Annotated in this window: 15 protein-coding genes; 5 read left to right on the forward strand and 10 right to left on the reverse strand. The window is 37.3% G+C overall.

Going from position 1 to position 14,964, the window contains the following annotated elements; all coding sequences use genetic code 11:
* Nucleotides 1–50 precede the first annotated feature (50 nt).
* Both nhaA and EG242_RS02825 read right to left on the reverse strand, forming a co-directional pair.
* On the reverse strand, nucleotides 51–1,220 hold the full coding sequence (gene nhaA / locus EG242_RS02820) for a Na+/H+ antiporter NhaA (protein WP_124898401.1): 1,170 nt from the start codon (nucleotides 1,218–1,220) through the stop codon (nucleotides 51–53).
* 61 nt (nucleotides 1,221–1,281) lie between these two features.
* A complete protein-coding gene (locus EG242_RS02825) occupies nucleotides 1,282–2,733 on the reverse strand; it encodes an alanine/glycine:cation symporter family protein (protein ID WP_124898402.1) in 1,452 nt (483 codons plus the stop codon).
* Between the two features lie 188 nt (nucleotides 2,734–2,921).
* Here EG242_RS02825 and EG242_RS02830 point away from each other — a divergent pair, with 188 nt between their 5' ends.
* The 4 genes from EG242_RS02830 (at nucleotide 2,922) to EG242_RS02840 (ending at nucleotide 4,333) form a co-directional block, all read left to right on the forward strand.
* Nucleotides 2,922–3,395 carry a twin-arginine translocase subunit TatC gene (locus tag EG242_RS02830; protein ID WP_124898403.1) on the forward strand — a complete coding sequence of 158 codons (474 nt, stop codon included), beginning with the start codon at nucleotides 2,922–2,924 and terminating at the stop codon, nucleotides 3,393–3,395.
* A gap of 116 nt (nucleotides 3,396–3,511) precedes the next feature.
* A complete protein-coding gene (locus tag EG242_RS02835; RefSeq protein ID WP_124898404.1) occupies nucleotides 3,512–3,910 on the forward strand; it encodes a GyrI-like domain-containing protein in 399 nt (132 codons plus the stop codon).
* A 50-nt stretch (nucleotides 3,911–3,960) separates the two neighbouring features.
* Nucleotides 3,961–4,137, forward strand: a complete 177-nt coding sequence (locus EG242_RS15000) for a DUF1801 domain-containing protein (protein ID WP_235831849.1) — start codon at nucleotides 3,961–3,963, stop codon at nucleotides 4,135–4,137.
* Complete coding sequence (locus tag EG242_RS02840) at nucleotides 4,064–4,333, forward strand: hypothetical protein (RefSeq protein ID WP_235831855.1); 270 nt, start codon at nucleotides 4,064–4,066, stop codon at nucleotides 4,331–4,333. Before EG242_RS15000 ends, EG242_RS02840 begins: the two co-directional genes overlap by 74 nt.
* 314 nt (nucleotides 4,334–4,647) lie before the next feature.
* Here the strand turns inward: EG242_RS02840 and EG242_RS15005 are convergent, their stop codons facing one another.
* The 8 genes from EG242_RS15005 to EG242_RS02880 form a co-directional block, all read right to left on the reverse strand.
* Nucleotides 4,648–5,085, reverse strand: coding sequence for a hypothetical protein (locus tag EG242_RS15005; RefSeq protein WP_235831850.1), 438 nt, complete (start codon nucleotides 5,083–5,085; stop codon nucleotides 4,648–4,650).
* Nucleotides 5,086–5,608: 523 nt separating this feature from the next.
* Nucleotides 5,609–6,379 (reverse strand): LytR/AlgR family response regulator transcription factor, encoded by a 771-nt coding sequence (locus tag EG242_RS02850; RefSeq protein ID WP_124898405.1) that lies wholly within the window; start codon nucleotides 6,377–6,379, stop codon nucleotides 5,609–5,611.
* Between the two features lies 1 nt (nucleotide 6,380).
* Entirely contained in the window at nucleotides 6,381–7,403 is a 1,023-nt protein-coding gene (locus EG242_RS02855) for a sensor histidine kinase (protein ID WP_124898406.1), read from the reverse strand.
* 75 nt (nucleotides 7,404–7,478) lie between these two features.
* Nucleotides 7,479–8,171 (reverse strand): hypothetical protein, encoded by a 693-nt coding sequence (locus EG242_RS02860; protein WP_235831851.1) that lies wholly within the window; start codon nucleotides 8,169–8,171, stop codon nucleotides 7,479–7,481.
* A 484-nt stretch (nucleotides 8,172–8,655) separates the two neighbouring features.
* Nucleotides 8,656–9,921: a mechanosensitive ion channel family protein gene (locus EG242_RS02865; RefSeq protein ID WP_124898408.1), complete on the reverse strand. Its 1,266-nt coding sequence runs from the start codon at nucleotides 9,919–9,921 to the stop codon at nucleotides 8,656–8,658.
* Between the two features lie 271 nt (nucleotides 9,922–10,192).
* On the reverse strand, nucleotides 10,193–10,468 hold the full coding sequence (locus tag EG242_RS02870; protein WP_124898409.1) for a hypothetical protein: 276 nt from the start codon (nucleotides 10,466–10,468) through the stop codon (nucleotides 10,193–10,195).
* A gap of 819 nt (nucleotides 10,469–11,287) precedes the next feature.
* A complete protein-coding gene (locus tag EG242_RS02875; protein ID WP_124898410.1) occupies nucleotides 11,288–11,581 on the reverse strand; it encodes a hypothetical protein in 294 nt (97 codons plus the stop codon).
* Between the two features lie 80 nt (nucleotides 11,582–11,661).
* Nucleotides 11,662–13,671, reverse strand: a complete 2,010-nt coding sequence (locus tag EG242_RS02880; protein WP_124898411.1) for a BCCT family transporter — start codon at nucleotides 13,669–13,671, stop codon at nucleotides 11,662–11,664.
* A gap of 446 nt (nucleotides 13,672–14,117) precedes the next feature.
* On the opposite strand from EG242_RS02880, the gene EG242_RS02885 reads away from it, so the two are divergent.
* Complete coding sequence (locus EG242_RS02885) at nucleotides 14,118–14,849, forward strand: ion transporter (RefSeq protein WP_317124936.1); 732 nt, start codon at nucleotides 14,118–14,120, stop codon at nucleotides 14,847–14,849.
* Nucleotides 14,850–14,964 lie beyond the last annotated feature (115 nt).

Genomic DNA, 14,964 nt, shown 5'->3' on the forward strand with positions numbered 1-14,964 from the left:
GGCGCACTGTTAAAAAACACATGAATACTATCAATTAAATTTTGAAGACGTTATCTTCTATCTGAATTTGCCTTAAGTAGAATGTATCCTGCAGTACCGGCTATTATTGAAGTAAGCAAAACAGAAAGTTTAGCTTCTGATACGAACAAAGGATTATGAAAAGACAGTATGGAGATAAATATGGACATGGTAAAACCTATACCTGCCAACATACCTACACCTATAATGTGCATCCAAGTACTTCCTTCTGGTAATGAAGCTATGCCCAATCTGCGGCAAACCCAAGTTGTAAGCAGTATTCCCACAGGCTTTCCTAACATAAGTCCGAAAAAGATTCCCAGACCCAGCGGAGCAGTTAGTCCGTGCAACATTTCTGCCTGCAGCGTAATATTCGTATTTGCGAAAGCAAAAACAGGAATTATCAGAAAGTTTACAGGTTTAACAAGTGCATGTTCCAACCTTTCCAATGGAGACTCCACAGTGGTATCGTTGGTAGGAAGCGTCATTGCAACCATAACCCCGGCAATTGTAGCGTGAATACCCGAATGATGGACAAAATACCAGATAAAGATACCGGGTATAAGATATAAGTACGGATTTTTAACGTTGAAACGGTTCATCAGTATCAGAACAGCCATTCCCCCAGCTGCATAACCAAGATACGTTAATTCTATACCTTCGGAATAAAAAAACGCGATTACCAGAATAGCGATTAGATCGTCTACGATTGCAAGTGCTGCAAGGAAAATCTTCAGGCTTGCAGGAATTCTTTTATCAAGCAGGGATATTACAGCCAGTGCAAAAGCAATATCGGTTGCCATAGGAATTGCCCAACCGTGTATGGTTTCAGTGCCACTGTTAAATGTATAAAAGATAAGAGCAGGAACAACAGCACCGCCAACGGCGCACAAGATCGGCAAAAGGGCTTTCTTTGGCGAAGAAAGTTCTCCTTCGACAATTTCCCTTTTTATTTCCAGACCAACCAGCAAGAAAAAAATTGCCATAAACCCGTCATTGATCCACATAGATACGGAATAATTAAGATGAACGGATCCGCTTTCAAAACCAACAACAGTATCCAAAATATTCTGAAGACCTTCCGCCAGTGGAGAGTTAGCTACTGTAAGGGACAGTATAACACAAAGAAAAAGGAGTATACCTCCGAAATTATTTGATTTTACAAAGTCCTTGAAAACATTCAAATTAATCTTATCGCTCATTTTACAAAGAATTTTTCATTTAAAAGTTCCTCAAAGATACCATTACCCTTTGAAAGTTTTCCTATTTATTTGTACTATCTCCTTTTACTTTGGAATTCCAATAGTCGGCGTTTTCGAGATTAAGCACAGAACTATCGAACTGCGGATCCTTACCGGCAGCTTTCTGTGTTTCATAATCAGCCGCTATTGCAACAGCCTTTTTATAAAGCAGCAGGATGGCTATAAGATTGATCCAAGCCATAAGTCCCACGCCTATATCTCCCAATGTCCACGCCAATTTAGCAGATTTTAAACATCCGAGGCATACAGATCCAAGTATCAAAATCCTTAATGCCCATATACCGTACTTCACCTTTTTACCCTTTAACAGAAAATCGATATTCGATTCTGCAATATAGTAATAGGCCATGATCGTGGTAAAGGCAAAAAACATGAGGGCAACTGCAACGAATTCATTTCCAAAGGAAGGGAAGTGCACACTGACGGCGTTTTGCGTAAAAGCGGTGCCCGCTTCGACTCCCGGAATATTTTCCACTATAAAGCCCGAACCTTCATCAAGTACGTTGTACTGGTTGGTAAAAAGGATCATAAGTGCCGTAGCCGTACATACGAACAAGGTATCTACATATACCGAAAACCCTTGAACGAGTCCCTGTTTGTAAGGATGTGACACTTCAGCAGCAGCAGCAGCATGCGGAGCGGTTCCCTGCCCGGCCTCATTGCTGTATATTCCCCGCTGTACACCCCAGCTTATTGCTGCACCCACCATACCGCCAAAAGTAGCGTCGAGACCGAATGCAGATTTAAAGATCAGCGAGAACATCTGCGGGTCTTCGGATATATTCAAGCCTATGATCACCAGCGCCATTACAATATAGGAAATCGCCATAAACGGAACGACTACTTCTGCGACCTTACTGATCCTTTTCACCCCGCCGATTATAATTAGCGCAAGCAGCAGGCATACAGCGATTGCTGTATGAAGGGTACTAAAATTAAATGCTTTTTCAACTGCCAGGGCAATACTGTTGCTTTGAACGCTTGGAAGCAAAAAACCGCAGCTTACTACGGTTGTAACAGCAAACAACACTGCAAAAGGCCTGCTTTTCAACCCTTTTAAAATATAGTATGCAGGACCTCCCCTGAACTCACCCTTACTTACTTCTTTATAGGTTTGGGACAATGTAGCTTCTATTACTGCAGAGGCACTTCCCAAGAAAGCGATCGCCCACATCCAGAAAACCGCTCCAGGCCCGCCCATCGCAATAGCTGTCGCAACACCTGCGATATTTCCCGTACCGATGCGACCGGATATAGCAAGCGTAAACGCCTGAAAAGAAGAAATTCCCTCATCGGATTTTTTAGTACCGAACAACAACCTGATCATTTCCCTGAAGAGCCTGACCTGTGGAAACCGCAGTTTAAAACTAAAGAAAAGTCCTGCGCAAAGGCAGAGTATAACCAAAGCGTTACTCCAGACAATCTCATTTATCCAGTAAACAATCGATTCCATTTATATTTATTTTTTTACTGATCCAGCGCAATATCGGGTTTGTTTTTCAACTATTCTCATACATGCGTACAGATAAAAAAAAGCTGATTTGAACAAATATAGGCACTTTTAAACAAAATATACATTCCTACTAAAGGCAATCATCAAAATAACTTTAACTATCTTTGATAAAAAACATACACGCCAAAATGGATAAAACCGACAAAAAACAGTCTTTCTTAAGCCACCTTGAAGAGCTAAGGTGGGTATTTATAAGATGTTTCACAGGAATAGTTATCTGTTCGATCCTTGCCTTTATATTTAGCGACTTTATTTTCGACCAGATTATATTCGCACCGAAAAACACAGATTTCCCTACTTACACCATCTACAGAAATCTGGCTGAAACTTTAAGTATGGATACGACTTTGTTTGCTACGGAGTTCAATTTCGAACTTCAGAACAGAAAGATGGAAGGCCAGTTGTCCGTATTAATATGGACGTGCTTCAGTTTTGGCGTTATGGCAGCCTTTCCGCTAATTATGTTGGAATTCTGGAAATATATAAACCCTGCTGTTTATAAGAATGAGAAGAAATACGGACTGCTTTTTTTATCATCTGCCAGCCTTCTTTTTTTTGTAAATCGTCAGCAAAAAGTGGACAGTTTGAACCGCATAAAATGACCTTGCAGGAATATTTTGAAATCTGTAAGGAAAAGTATTTCTAAAAACCCTTGTCATAGGGTTGTCGTAACACCATTTTACTTTTGTGGATTAATTAAAAAAATAACAAAGTAAAAATTGAACCTTTTAAAGTCATCGGCACTGCTGTAAGAACCACAAACGAAAACAATCAGGCGGCAAAAGATATTGCAGATTTGTGGAGTAAGTTTATGAATGACAAAATTTTGGAAGCAATTCCAAACAATATTGACAACACGGTATATTCCATATACACAAATTACGAAAGCGACCATACAAAAACATACACGACAATATTGGGTTGCAAGGTAGGAAACCTGAACGATATTCCTTCCGGAATGATTAGCAAGTTGTTTGAAAGCGGAAACTATGTAAAACTATCTGCCAAAGGTGATTTAATGAAAAGTCTTATCGTAAACAAATGGAGAGAAATTTGGGAAATGGATTTAGACAGGACATTTACCGCCGACTTTGAAGTTTTTGGAGCAAAAGCTTAAAATCCGGCAGATGCAAAGATTGACTTTTTAATTGCTGTAAAATAAATATAATGGATGAACAACTGCATGACTACTATCTGAATAAAGAAGAACCAAACAAGAGCTGCCTGCTTACACTACGGGAGATTATTCTTAATCAGGACACAGATATTAATGAAACGCAGAAGTGGGAAATGCCCTGCTTTTGCTATAAGCAAAAAAATGTTTTGCTATTTGTGGACAGATAAAAAGACGGACGAACCCTATATTCTTATGGTAGAAGGAAAATACCTTGACCATCCCGAATTGGAAGAAGGCGACCGTACAAAAATGAAGATTTTCAAGGTTAATCCAAACAAAGATTTACCCATAGGTAAAATTAAAGGTATTTTACAAAAAGCCTTGGACTTATACAGAACAGGTATAATAAAAATCAAAGACTGACAGGTGTAAAGCGCATACACCAATTGCGTCTATATGACTAAATATCTAATCAGTATTATCGAGCTTTATCTATATAATTAATAAAAGAGGTTGTCTAAACAACCTCTTTACTGCTAAGTGAAAAACCTTATATCTATATAAGCTTCTGTCATCACTAACAAATATATAAAAAACGCCAACATGTACAATGCCGGCGCTTTTAAAAACATTTTAATAAAACACTAACAAATATAACATTTTTAACTAATCAAATACTCTGTTACATTAAATAATGTTATATATAGAATTAAATTTATCTGATTATATACAACTCATTAAAATATAATACGGGTTTTATATATTTTACTCAAGCCGTTTTCAGAGTTTATATACTCTTGAAATTCACTAATGCCATTAAACTTTTTTGATTGCAGAAGGTTTCTCCTACTTGTAAAATATAAAGTCAGCGTTTTTCCATGATAAAAAGGACAGTACTCCATTGAAGAAGTATTAATTATATTACCAAGATTCAAACCTTTTTCCCATTTACCATCAGCATCCTTTCGGGAAATGTACAAATCTCCGCTTCCAAAGCCTCCTTCAGCATTATATTTTGTGTAAAGCAAAAAACTTTCATCTTTGGACACGAAGGCATTAAATTCAAATCCTTCAGTATTTATATTAGCACTTAACAAAGCAGGTTTAGCATATCCTTTTTCACTCCATAAACTTACATAAATATCGTCTTTACCCATACCATCAGGAGAATCCAATGTAAAATACAAATTTCTATTTTGACTTAATGTAGGATAAAACTCATCTGAACCGGTATTGACAGGGCTTCCAACATTAATTGGCTCTGACCAGGAAGATCCCGGTGCCCCCCCTTTCTATATACCATATATCAAAATTCTTTTTACCTTCCTCCGAACTGCTGTTCGGCCTGTCTGATACAAAGAAGAGCCTTTTAGCGTTATAGGTCATAAAAGGTTCAAGGTAAGAGTATTCATCACAAAAAAACATCAATTCAGGTTCAGAACACCCTGCCTTCTCACGCATAATGGACACTATTTGAGATATTTTCCCGTCAGGACTCTGTAACGTAAAAAATGCTTCTTGTCAATTTTCTGACATACAGAAATCGCGCATGCTCAAAAACCGGTTGAACTTTGGATCGACCAAAGAAACAGCATGTTCCTGAGCAGCTAAAGAACCCGAAGCAACCAAAAATGATAAGACGATGTATTTTAATAAGCTCATGATAAAACATTTTTATACTTACGAAATCTACTAAAGTTACTTTTCTACCCAACTGCGAAAAGATGGGGTAAGGCTCTGACTGGTTTTAAGATACTTATCAAAGCCGGTTAATTTAACAGCTAGTGCATTTTTAGTGTAGCGCGATATTTTTTCAATATACCGCTTATTTACCATTTCACTTCGGTTGATGCGAAAAAAACACAAGGGATCAAGTTGTTCTTCTATTTCTTTCAGGGTTGCTTCTGAAAGCAGATGTTTTCGTCCCTTTTCGCAATGCCCAAAAACTACACCTTCACTAGCTTCAAAATAAATAATATTTTCGGTTTCTATAAAATAAAGCCCTTGGCCGTTATTTACGGTAAACCTCTTTTTATAAGAGTTGCTTTTTAAGCTTTCCTCAATAAGTTTTTTCAGTCCGTTTAATGATGTATCATCTTGGGCAGCGGAACTACTGCCCAGTAATGTAAACTTATCCCATGCTTTCTGAAAACGTTCCTTTGAAAACGGTTTTAACAGATAAGCAATACCATTGCTTTCAAAAGCATCCATCCAAAACTGACTATATGCCGTTGTAAAAATTATAGGGCATGTTACAGTTACCTGTTTGTAGATCTCAAAGGCATTGCCGTCCAACAATTCAATATCCGAAAAGATGACATCTGCCTGCTGCTTTCTTAAAAATTCAACGGCATGCTCCACCGTATCCAGCTCTGCTATAATTTCAGTTGCTATACCTAACTCTGCGATAAGCCTTTTCAGTTTGTTCCTTGCCGGAATTTCGTCTTCTATTATGATTATTTTTTTCATTTTACTGGCGTATAATTGGAACTGTTACTTTAAAAATAGTTTTATCTTCATGAATATTTATAGTACTCATAGTTAAAAGCCGATACTGTTCGATTAAATTTTTTAACCCCACTCCTGACCTGGCTGCGGTTTTCCTTTTCGGAATGATGTCATTTGAAACAGTAATACTTTCATTTATAAAAACCTTAATCCTAACAGGATTATAAAGTGTTCCCAAATTATGTTTCACGGCATTTTCTACAAGGAGCTGCATTGTAAGAGGTACGGTATATCCCTCTTTATCCAAGTTCTCAATCTGCAACTGATAAATATCACCATACTTATGTTGTAAGAGTTTGAAATACTGCCTAATAAATTGAACTTCCTCTTCAACCTTAACAAGATCTTTTTCTGACACATACAAAACGTAACGATATATCTCTGCAAATTCATTAAGAAAATCAGACGCCTTGAACTGATCTTCCTCAATGAGCTGATCCAGAATATTTAAGTTATTGAATAAAAAGTGTGGATTCAGCTGCGCTTTCAACTGATTGATTTTTGCTTCCGAAAGTGCCTGATTAGAACTTGTTAACTGCTGCTGGTATTTTTTATTACCGTTGTAATAATAATACGCCAGAAAAAAACTTCCGTAAATGAATCCATCAATAAAATCGGAAAATAGAGAAAGTATGAATGCCTGTTGACTGAAATTCTGTTCGAATTTTCCAAATATAACTGCAATTAGAATCCCGATAAACTGCATGACCGCCACATAAGAAAACAATGAAAGTCCGAATATTTTTAAAGTGTAAAGCGCTTTAAACTTATTGTTGGGCTGCCAGACTTTTATAAAATAACGTACGATGAAAAATAGGATTCCAGCTCCCATGAGAGATGCAAGTGCTGCCTCAGGAGTAAATATGTAGGCGTTGACCACTCGCCTGACAGCAATACGGATATAAATTGACTGGATATAAGCAAAAATAAATATAAACAACAAAAAATATTTATGTTGATGAATTTTTTGAATTAAAATTTTCATGGATACTTGATAAAGGACTTAACAATAGTGTCGTTTTATTTAAACGGCTATTTTAGAACAGGAAATAGATTATGATTAATTTACCTTTTGAGGAAATGAGGCAATCGTTTGTCCTTTATCATCAAAAAAATCCAATTTTGCATTGTTTTCTTTATCTACATAGAACATGGCTCTGGGCATACCTTTGTCATCAAACAGAAAAAGACCGCTATTCTGACTTTTTGACTTTCCCAGCATAACGCGTGTAACTCCCCCAATCAGATCTTGCTCTTCATATTCTTTTTGCTTTATGTCGGCAGCTTTTGGATCCTTTTTGCGCAACTCCTGTAATTCATTTATAATTTCAGCGGTTCTGGCTTGCGATTCTTTAGCAGGTCGATCATTGAATGCCAGCGTACTGCTTACAAATCTTTTATCATCTTTTCTCACATCCTGTGTAAGCAGCTGCATTACCTGATCGCCATCGTATTGGTCGTAAGTAAGTGATAGACCCGCAGAATGACCGTTTTCCGTTTTTGTTCCATCATAAATGAACCCGCCGCACTCTATACCGTCCTCATTGAAGAACAACATACCAGAACGTTTTTTTCTGTCTGTATTGGTTTCCCTCTCATTTATGCTGTCGGTTCCATTAGGAAAACGATCTACGTTTGTAACGATCATTTTGACCGTACCATCTTTCTCTACGATATTAATTCGTTCCACATCAATTTCAGTGAATCTTGTATTTTCGGATTTGTTAAAAGCCGTTGACGCAATGTATACCATAGCTACAACTGTAGCGGCTGCAAATGTTCGTAAAAAAACTAATTCTCTTTTCATCATTTCTAATTTTAATTATTCGATGACAAATCTATTATCAAAGCCGGCTTATGTAAACGATAAACCATTGAGCTCAGGAAAAAAAACAGCGAGCTGAGGAATAATCAGCTTAAAAGCTCTAAAGTTTTAGCATGTTGGAAGGGTCAACCAATTATTTACGTAAAATATTATCTGATCAAACTAAAAATAATCTACTATATTAAAAATAAAAATGCATCATTACAAGATTATAAAGAATATGGAATGCTATATAATCTCACAGATCAAAACCACCTTATATCAGGTGGTTTTGATCTGTGAGATCGTTTTTAATCCCTATAAGTTGACTTACATAAAAATATCACACGGTTGAATCAATATTACTACTTTACAGCTTGTAACCATTTACTTGCATTAAACGTTTTACTTTGGTTAAAGAGATACCATTACATTAAAACTCCGTCAACCTCGCAATATCATCACCAGTAGGTTCTTCAAATATCTTTAGTCCGAACTCCGGTACGATGGTCATAAGATGATCAAACACATCTGCCATTATTTTTTCATAATAATTCCACCTTACATCATTAGTGAAACAATAAAGTTCTATTGGTAGACCTTTTGAAGTAGGAGCCAGCTGCCTAACCATTACTGTCATATCACCACTAATACTATCATTCTGCTTCAGATACGCTTCTGCATATTCTCTGAATACTCCAACGTTGCTCATCCTTCTACCGTTTACCGGTACTGATTCGGGTTGTTGAACAGCTTCATTATACTGCTTGATTTCTTTTTCTTTGCTTGTAATATAATCACTTATAAGCCTATACCTTTTAAACAATGCAATATCAGCCTCGTCCAGAAATCTGAAACTGCTCATCTGCAACGAGATTGAACGCTTTATCCTTCTTCCGCCGGATTCGGACATACCCCTCCAGTTTTTGAAAGAATCAGTAATAAAAGCGTAGGTTGGAACCGTTGTAATGGTACGGTCGAAATTTTGAATTTTAACCGTGTTCAGGTTGATGGAAAGCACGTCGCCATCTGCCCCGTATTTAGGCATTTCTACCCAGTCACCAATCCGGATCATGTCGTTAGCTGAAACCTGTATACTGGCAACAAAACCCAAAATGGTATCTTTAAAAATTAACATCAATACCGCCGACGCCGCACCTAAAGATATCAGGAAAGCATAAGGAGATTTACCTGTAAGAAGTGAAAAAACTAGGATGCCGCATACAAAGAAAACCAAGATCGTTAAAACCTGCATGTAACTGTCTACAGGTTTGTCTTGGAAAGCTTTTTTAGTTTTTAGCCAGTCTCTTACCGATTTTAAAATACCGTTTACAAAAAGTCCTATACTGATGATAAGCATAGCATCGGTTAACTTCATAGTTCCCGTAATCCAAGTTGGAAAGCCAGCCAGAATAAGAGGTAAGAACTGCTTGGCAATAACTATGGTGATCGTATGCATAAGGTATTTCACCACTTTGTTTGAAAGAAGATAATCATCAAATGACGTTCGTGTTTTTTTTACTGTTTTTGTTATTACCATAAGCAGTACCTTCCTAAAAAAAAGATCTACGAAGTAAAGAACAACACCTAGCACCGCTATAAGTATGATTGAATTTACCGTATGCGCTACCTGTTCGGAAACACCTAAATCTAACAACTTACCAAACAACCAATCGTACACCAAACTTTTTTTATCCATTCTTATTTTTTTATCGTTTTCCACAAATTACAAAAAAACAGGCGATTATACAAACAGGATGATGGCAACTGTTGAAAATCGGACAAATGAAAAAAGAATAAAAAAAACTTCCAAATACAGTCTATCAGTACATCACAGCACTTAAGGTAAATTAAAAATGACCTGAATATCTGAAAATTAATCAGGAATATTTTAATCGAATTTTAATTTCGAACGAAACCGAAGTATGATACAATGAAGAAGTAATATCGTTATGAAACCTACCATTCCATTAATAGACATTGTTAAGGTCCAGATGTTCGTTATACTGTATCTGGGTAAGCCTTGAATATTTTAGCGCCTGATAGCGCTTTAATTCTTCCATTTCCTGCTCAGTAAAACGGTCTTTTGAATCGTAAAGGAAGCTATATATCCTATAACCGTCATCAAGACCGTTCCGTTCGTATGCCTGTATGATAAAGTACCCGTCATTTACCATATTGTTCAGTTTTATTTTTTCCAAAGCATCAAATACAAGATCTTCATCTATTTTACTAATAATTTTCATATATAAATATTTTTTGTTTCAACATTTTAAGAGAGCATTCATTAACTGCCGCTACAAATTGATCATCCTTATCTGCTACAACAGAAAATTCGAAAACAGGTATGCCTGCCACTCCTTCGTAATTTGCGATCTGGGTGGAACTAAACTTTTCTGCAGTATTCAGAACGGCATCAATTCCCTTTTCATTTTTAGTGTGACCACTACCTTTGACAACTCTTCGTGCATAGCGTAATATTTTTTATTGAGAATCTTAAATTTACAAATTTGCAAACAGTATTACAAAATATAACACCTATATTTTATTGTAAGATTATTTTTGTATCCTAAAAAATGCAGTATGTTGTTTTATAAAGACAAATGCCTTAAGGTGAGTACGGGTATTGTGCTAGATGAAACATAATTTAATGTGTTGTTTACACATTGCTAAAATTATTAAATTTTTTTACCTGCAAAATACCTGATTTTATCTTTTGAATTTGATGACAACATGCTGATACAACCAAAACAGCAGCCCACCGGAAAGGTAGCAAAGGACATCCCACCAGTCGGCAGTATACCTGCTGTTGAACTGAGGCAAAATGTATTCGAAAACAATACTGTAGAACAGCACACAAGTAGCAACAATACCTAACCGTAAGAAAACTATTGTACCGGTAAGAACACCCCACAACAGCTGAACAGCGAACAGGTTTATAGGTATTATTAGCAGATCATTTAAATGATTGTTTACAAACAGCGGTAATTTAGTACCCAACATTTGCATGATGTAGACCGATATACCAATAATACTGAAAAAAATGAAGGGATACACTATTTTTTTCATCCTGCAAAAACACTCAATATAAGGGCAATTAACGTAGTTACCCCAATAAACACCAGCCAAATACTCTTCATACCTGACGCCAGCCACCTGACAGGAGCTAAATTATGATTCTTCATACGTTCATAAATTCCGTTTTTGTCGGTTTCGCTGCTCTTTGCAAGTGCATCGTCCCTTTCCTGTAACTGCTTTTGCTTTCGGTTTTCAGATATCATCAATGATGTACCACATACAGCACAGTCTTCTCTGTTTAAATTAAACTTGCTACAATTTGGGCATTTTATATAATTCATAGTCTCTTTAATTTATTAATACATTCATCACAATTTAATAAAATCATTTCAGCTCTACAGCCAACTTTTTAAACAGACTTTTACTTTAACCTGTAATTATCTTCACTGCTTATAAACATATTGTTTTGCTCTTCTAAAACAATGGCGATGTACCTGTCATAATGCTTAAGCACGTCGGATATCAATTCGTTCTTCGTAAACAAACTAACATCGTACCCCGGACGGTCGTCACCAAAATATGATTTAGGGTAAAACAGCTGATGCTGTTCCGCATCGGGCATATTATCATCAAAAATATATTCAGATATAATACGTGATTCTACCTTTACGCCGTAAATAAAGTTATTGATCCGATCGTTCCTTACGTGTATTTCAAAACATTCCGGATTATTAGACGTTTTAACTACTGCCACAACATTGTTCCGCAGGAATTCTTCCTGCAACTCAGCAAATGCAGATTGTACAACAGTGTTCATGAAGTAATTGACCGTATTGCGGTCCTTAAACGAAACGATCTGCCTTAACCTCTTTTTCCACGACGTACCCGTCCACGGAACAGTTGTCACGGCAAATTCACGTTCGTAGTAACTTCTATCGACTGATAACGCCTTTACAAGGCTGACGATAAAAAGCAGCATAATGATTGAAAAAGGAAGCGCAGTGATCAGTGTCATGCTTTGTAAGGCATCTAGTCCGCCAACCTTAAGCAGCAGCAAAGACAATCCGCCCAGCAGCACACCCCAACCGATGGTTTGCCATTTGGGAGAAATGCGTGCATTTTTAGTAGCAATGCTGTTCATCACGAACATTCCAGAATCGGCAGATGTAACAAAGAATATGATAATAATTACAATAGTAAGAATACTTGCAAATGTACTTAGCGGCAGGTATTCCAAAAAACGAAACATCAGGGCATCTGGATCGCCTGCCAAGCTGCTTAGTGCGCCGTTGGCTATATTCATATCGAAATATATAGCACTGTTTCCGAAAACCGTCATCCACACAAAGTTAAAAAGTGTGGGAATTATAAGGACTGCTGCCACAAATTCACGGATAGTACGTCCTTTTGATATCCTTGCAATAAAGATTCCCACGTACGGCGACCAAGAGATCCACCACGCCCAATAAAGGATCGTCCAGTCGTAGAACCAGAGTTTGGTGTTTTCTTCATAAACATGCGTATTAAACGTAAGGCTGAAAAAGTTGTTTATGTAGTTGCCGATGCCATCGGTTAAACTTCCGATAATATATATCGAAGGTCCCAAGATGAGCACAAAAGCAAGGAGTATGAGTACCGCTATGATGTTTATGCTACTTAACAGTTTAACCCCCTTATCCAACCCACTTACCGCAGAAATAACCGCAAGGGATACAAGAACCGCTACTATGAGAGCCTGGTACGTAAAGCTGCTTTCCGGCAGTATATTAAGTGTACGCAGCCCCGAATTAATCTGTACAACCCCGAAACCAAGCGTTGTAGTAATACCGAAAAAGGTACTGCACAAGGCAAAAACATCAATTGCATTTCCCCACTTCCCTTTAATCCTATCTTTTAAAAGAGGGTAAAAGCAGCTCCGAAGTGACAAAGGAAGCCTATAACGGTACGAAAAATAAGCAAGCGAGAGCCCCACCACACCATATATAGCCCATGCGTGTACGCCCCAGTGAAAGAAGGTGTACATCTGGGCATTCTTCGCACGCTGTACCTGTGGACCTGCTGCAAAAACATCGTTTGAAAAATGCTGTATTGGTTCGGCAACGCTAAAATACATAAGGCCTATTCCCATACCTGCGGCAAACAACATGGATATCCATGAAAAGAAAGAATATTCTGGCTTACTGTTATTGCGACCAAGCCTAATGCTACCATACCTGCCAACCATAAGGTAAATTAAAAAGATAACAAAAGCCGTCACAGACCAAACATAGATCCAGTTAAGGTTTACGAAGATAAACTGTTTAACCTGATTAAGCAGGTTATTTGTTAAAGCCGGAAAAACTGCCGATAATAGTGAAACTGCTATTATAAACAGCATGCTTGGAATTATAACCCCTTTGCTAAGGGTTGTTCTAAATCTTGGTAAATTCATTTCATAGCTTTTAAATTAACAAACACTCAAAGATTACTGCAAATAAACAGGTCGCATTTCCACAAACCATAACGACGATTAGAATTTATTTTGGGTGTTGTACTTATAAAGTTAAGAATTTCATATAAGAAGAGGACAATGAATACCGATATTTTATTAAAACAGCGAACAATTATGGCTGTAAAAAGAACAGTGGTTAACAACGATCATTGCAAAAAAAAGATACCTTTCCGATAATTTACTTATATTTAAGTATTAGAATTTGAACAATTAAACCGTACCATAAAACAAGCTAAAACATGTACAGCACAAACGATCAGTCAAAAAGCAGACTTGACCTGATAAGGCAGCGACTTTACATAATAATCTACGGCGTGAATACGCCGGCAGGAAAAGCATTCGACATAGGCCTGCTAATAGCCATACTTTTAAGCGTATTTACGATAATGGCAGAAACCGTGGAGGGTATCGACAGCCAATTCCATAATGAACTGATCGTACTGGAATGGATTTTTACGATTTTGTTTACTACGGAATATCTGGTACGTATATTTGTCAGTAAGAAGCCACTGCGCTATATCTTTAGTTTTTACGGCATCATAGACCTGCTGTCCATACTGCCGATGTTTTTTTCCTTGTTCCTCGCCGGAAGCCATATTTTAAGCAGTTTCAGGATCTTAAGACTCCTAAGACTTTTCAGGGTTTTCAGGCTGATAGACTTCATGGAAGAATCATCGCGCTTAAAAGTAGCGCTGCTTGCCAGCAAGGCAAAGATTATGGTTTTCCTTTACGCCGTACTTATAATTTCGGTGCTTATAGGAACACTCATGTACTATATAGAAGGACCTGAAAACGGATTTACAAGCATACCTAAAAGCGTTTTTTACACCATAGTTACCCTAACGACCGTAGGTTATGGCGATATGGTGCCTACCACCGCACTGGGACAATTTTTCTCTATGATACTGATGGTAACCGGTTACGGCATAATTGCCGTGCCTACAGGTATAGTAGGAGTTGAAATTGCCAAAGAAGTAGGCAGAAAATTAAACAGTAACAGCGAACAGCAAAAATTTCGCACCAGCCTGAACGGCATTGTCTGCGCACACTGTAACAAGGAAGGGCACAGAAACGATGCAGATTACTGTTACAGTTGCGGACATCATTTAAAAAGCTAAAATAAATTTATGAGCAAAGTTTTTGATTTCATAAACTGTAGTAAGCTGGTCTCTGGATATACTAACTTAGCTTCTAGTTAAAGTTAAGCATAAAATCTTATTTTTGACGTATGAA

Source organism: Paenimyroides viscosum, assembly GCF_003858535.1.
Taxonomy (GTDB): domain Bacteria; phylum Bacteroidota; class Bacteroidia; order Flavobacteriales; family Flavobacteriaceae; genus Flavobacterium; species Flavobacterium viscosum.

Excerpts from the sequence above, each read along its gene's own strand:
- EG242_RS02860 (WP_235831851.1), bottom strand. The coding sequence starts at position 8,171 with ATGGTATACATTGCGTCAACGGCTTTTAACAAATCCGAAAATACAAGA.
- EG242_RS02885 (WP_317124936.1), top strand. The coding sequence starts at position 14,118 with ATGGCAGAAACCGTGGAGGGTATCGACAGCCAATTCCATAATGAACTG.
- EG242_RS02830 (WP_124898403.1), top strand. The coding sequence starts at position 2,922 with ATGGATAAAACCGACAAAAAACAGTCTTTCTTAAGCCACCTTGAAGAG.
- EG242_RS15000 (WP_235831849.1), top strand. The coding sequence starts at position 3,961 with ATGGATGAACAACTGCATGACTACTATCTGAATAAAGAAGAACCAAAC.
- EG242_RS02850 (WP_124898405.1), bottom strand. The coding sequence starts at position 6,379 with ATGAAAAAAATAATCATAATAGAAGACGAAATTCCGGCAAGGAACAAA.
- EG242_RS02870 (WP_124898409.1), bottom strand. The coding sequence starts at position 10,468 with ATGAAAATTATTAGTAAAATAGATGAAGATCTTGTATTTGATGCTTTG.
- EG242_RS02855 (WP_124898406.1), bottom strand. The coding sequence starts at position 7,403 with ATGAAAATTTTAATTCAAAAAATTCATCAACATAAATATTTTTTGTTG.
- EG242_RS02875 (WP_124898410.1), bottom strand. The coding sequence starts at position 11,581 with ATGAATTATATAAAATGCCCAAATTGTAGCAAGTTTAATTTAAACAGA.
- EG242_RS02880 (WP_124898411.1), bottom strand. The coding sequence starts at position 13,671 with ATGAATTTACCAAGATTTAGAACAACCCTTAGCAAAGGGGTTATAATT.
- EG242_RS02825 (WP_124898402.1), bottom strand. The coding sequence starts at position 2,733 with ATGGAATCGATTGTTTACTGGATAAATGAGATTGTCTGGAGTAACGCT.
- nhaA (WP_124898401.1), bottom strand. The coding sequence starts at position 1,220 with ATGAGCGATAAGATTAATTTGAATGTTTTCAAGGACTTTGTAAAATCA.
- EG242_RS02865 (WP_124898408.1), bottom strand. The coding sequence starts at position 9,921 with ATGGATAAAAAAAGTTTGGTGTACGATTGGTTGTTTGGTAAGTTGTTA.
- EG242_RS02840 (WP_235831855.1), top strand. The coding sequence starts at position 4,064 with ATGAAACGCAGAAGTGGGAAATGCCCTGCTTTTGCTATAAGCAAAAAA.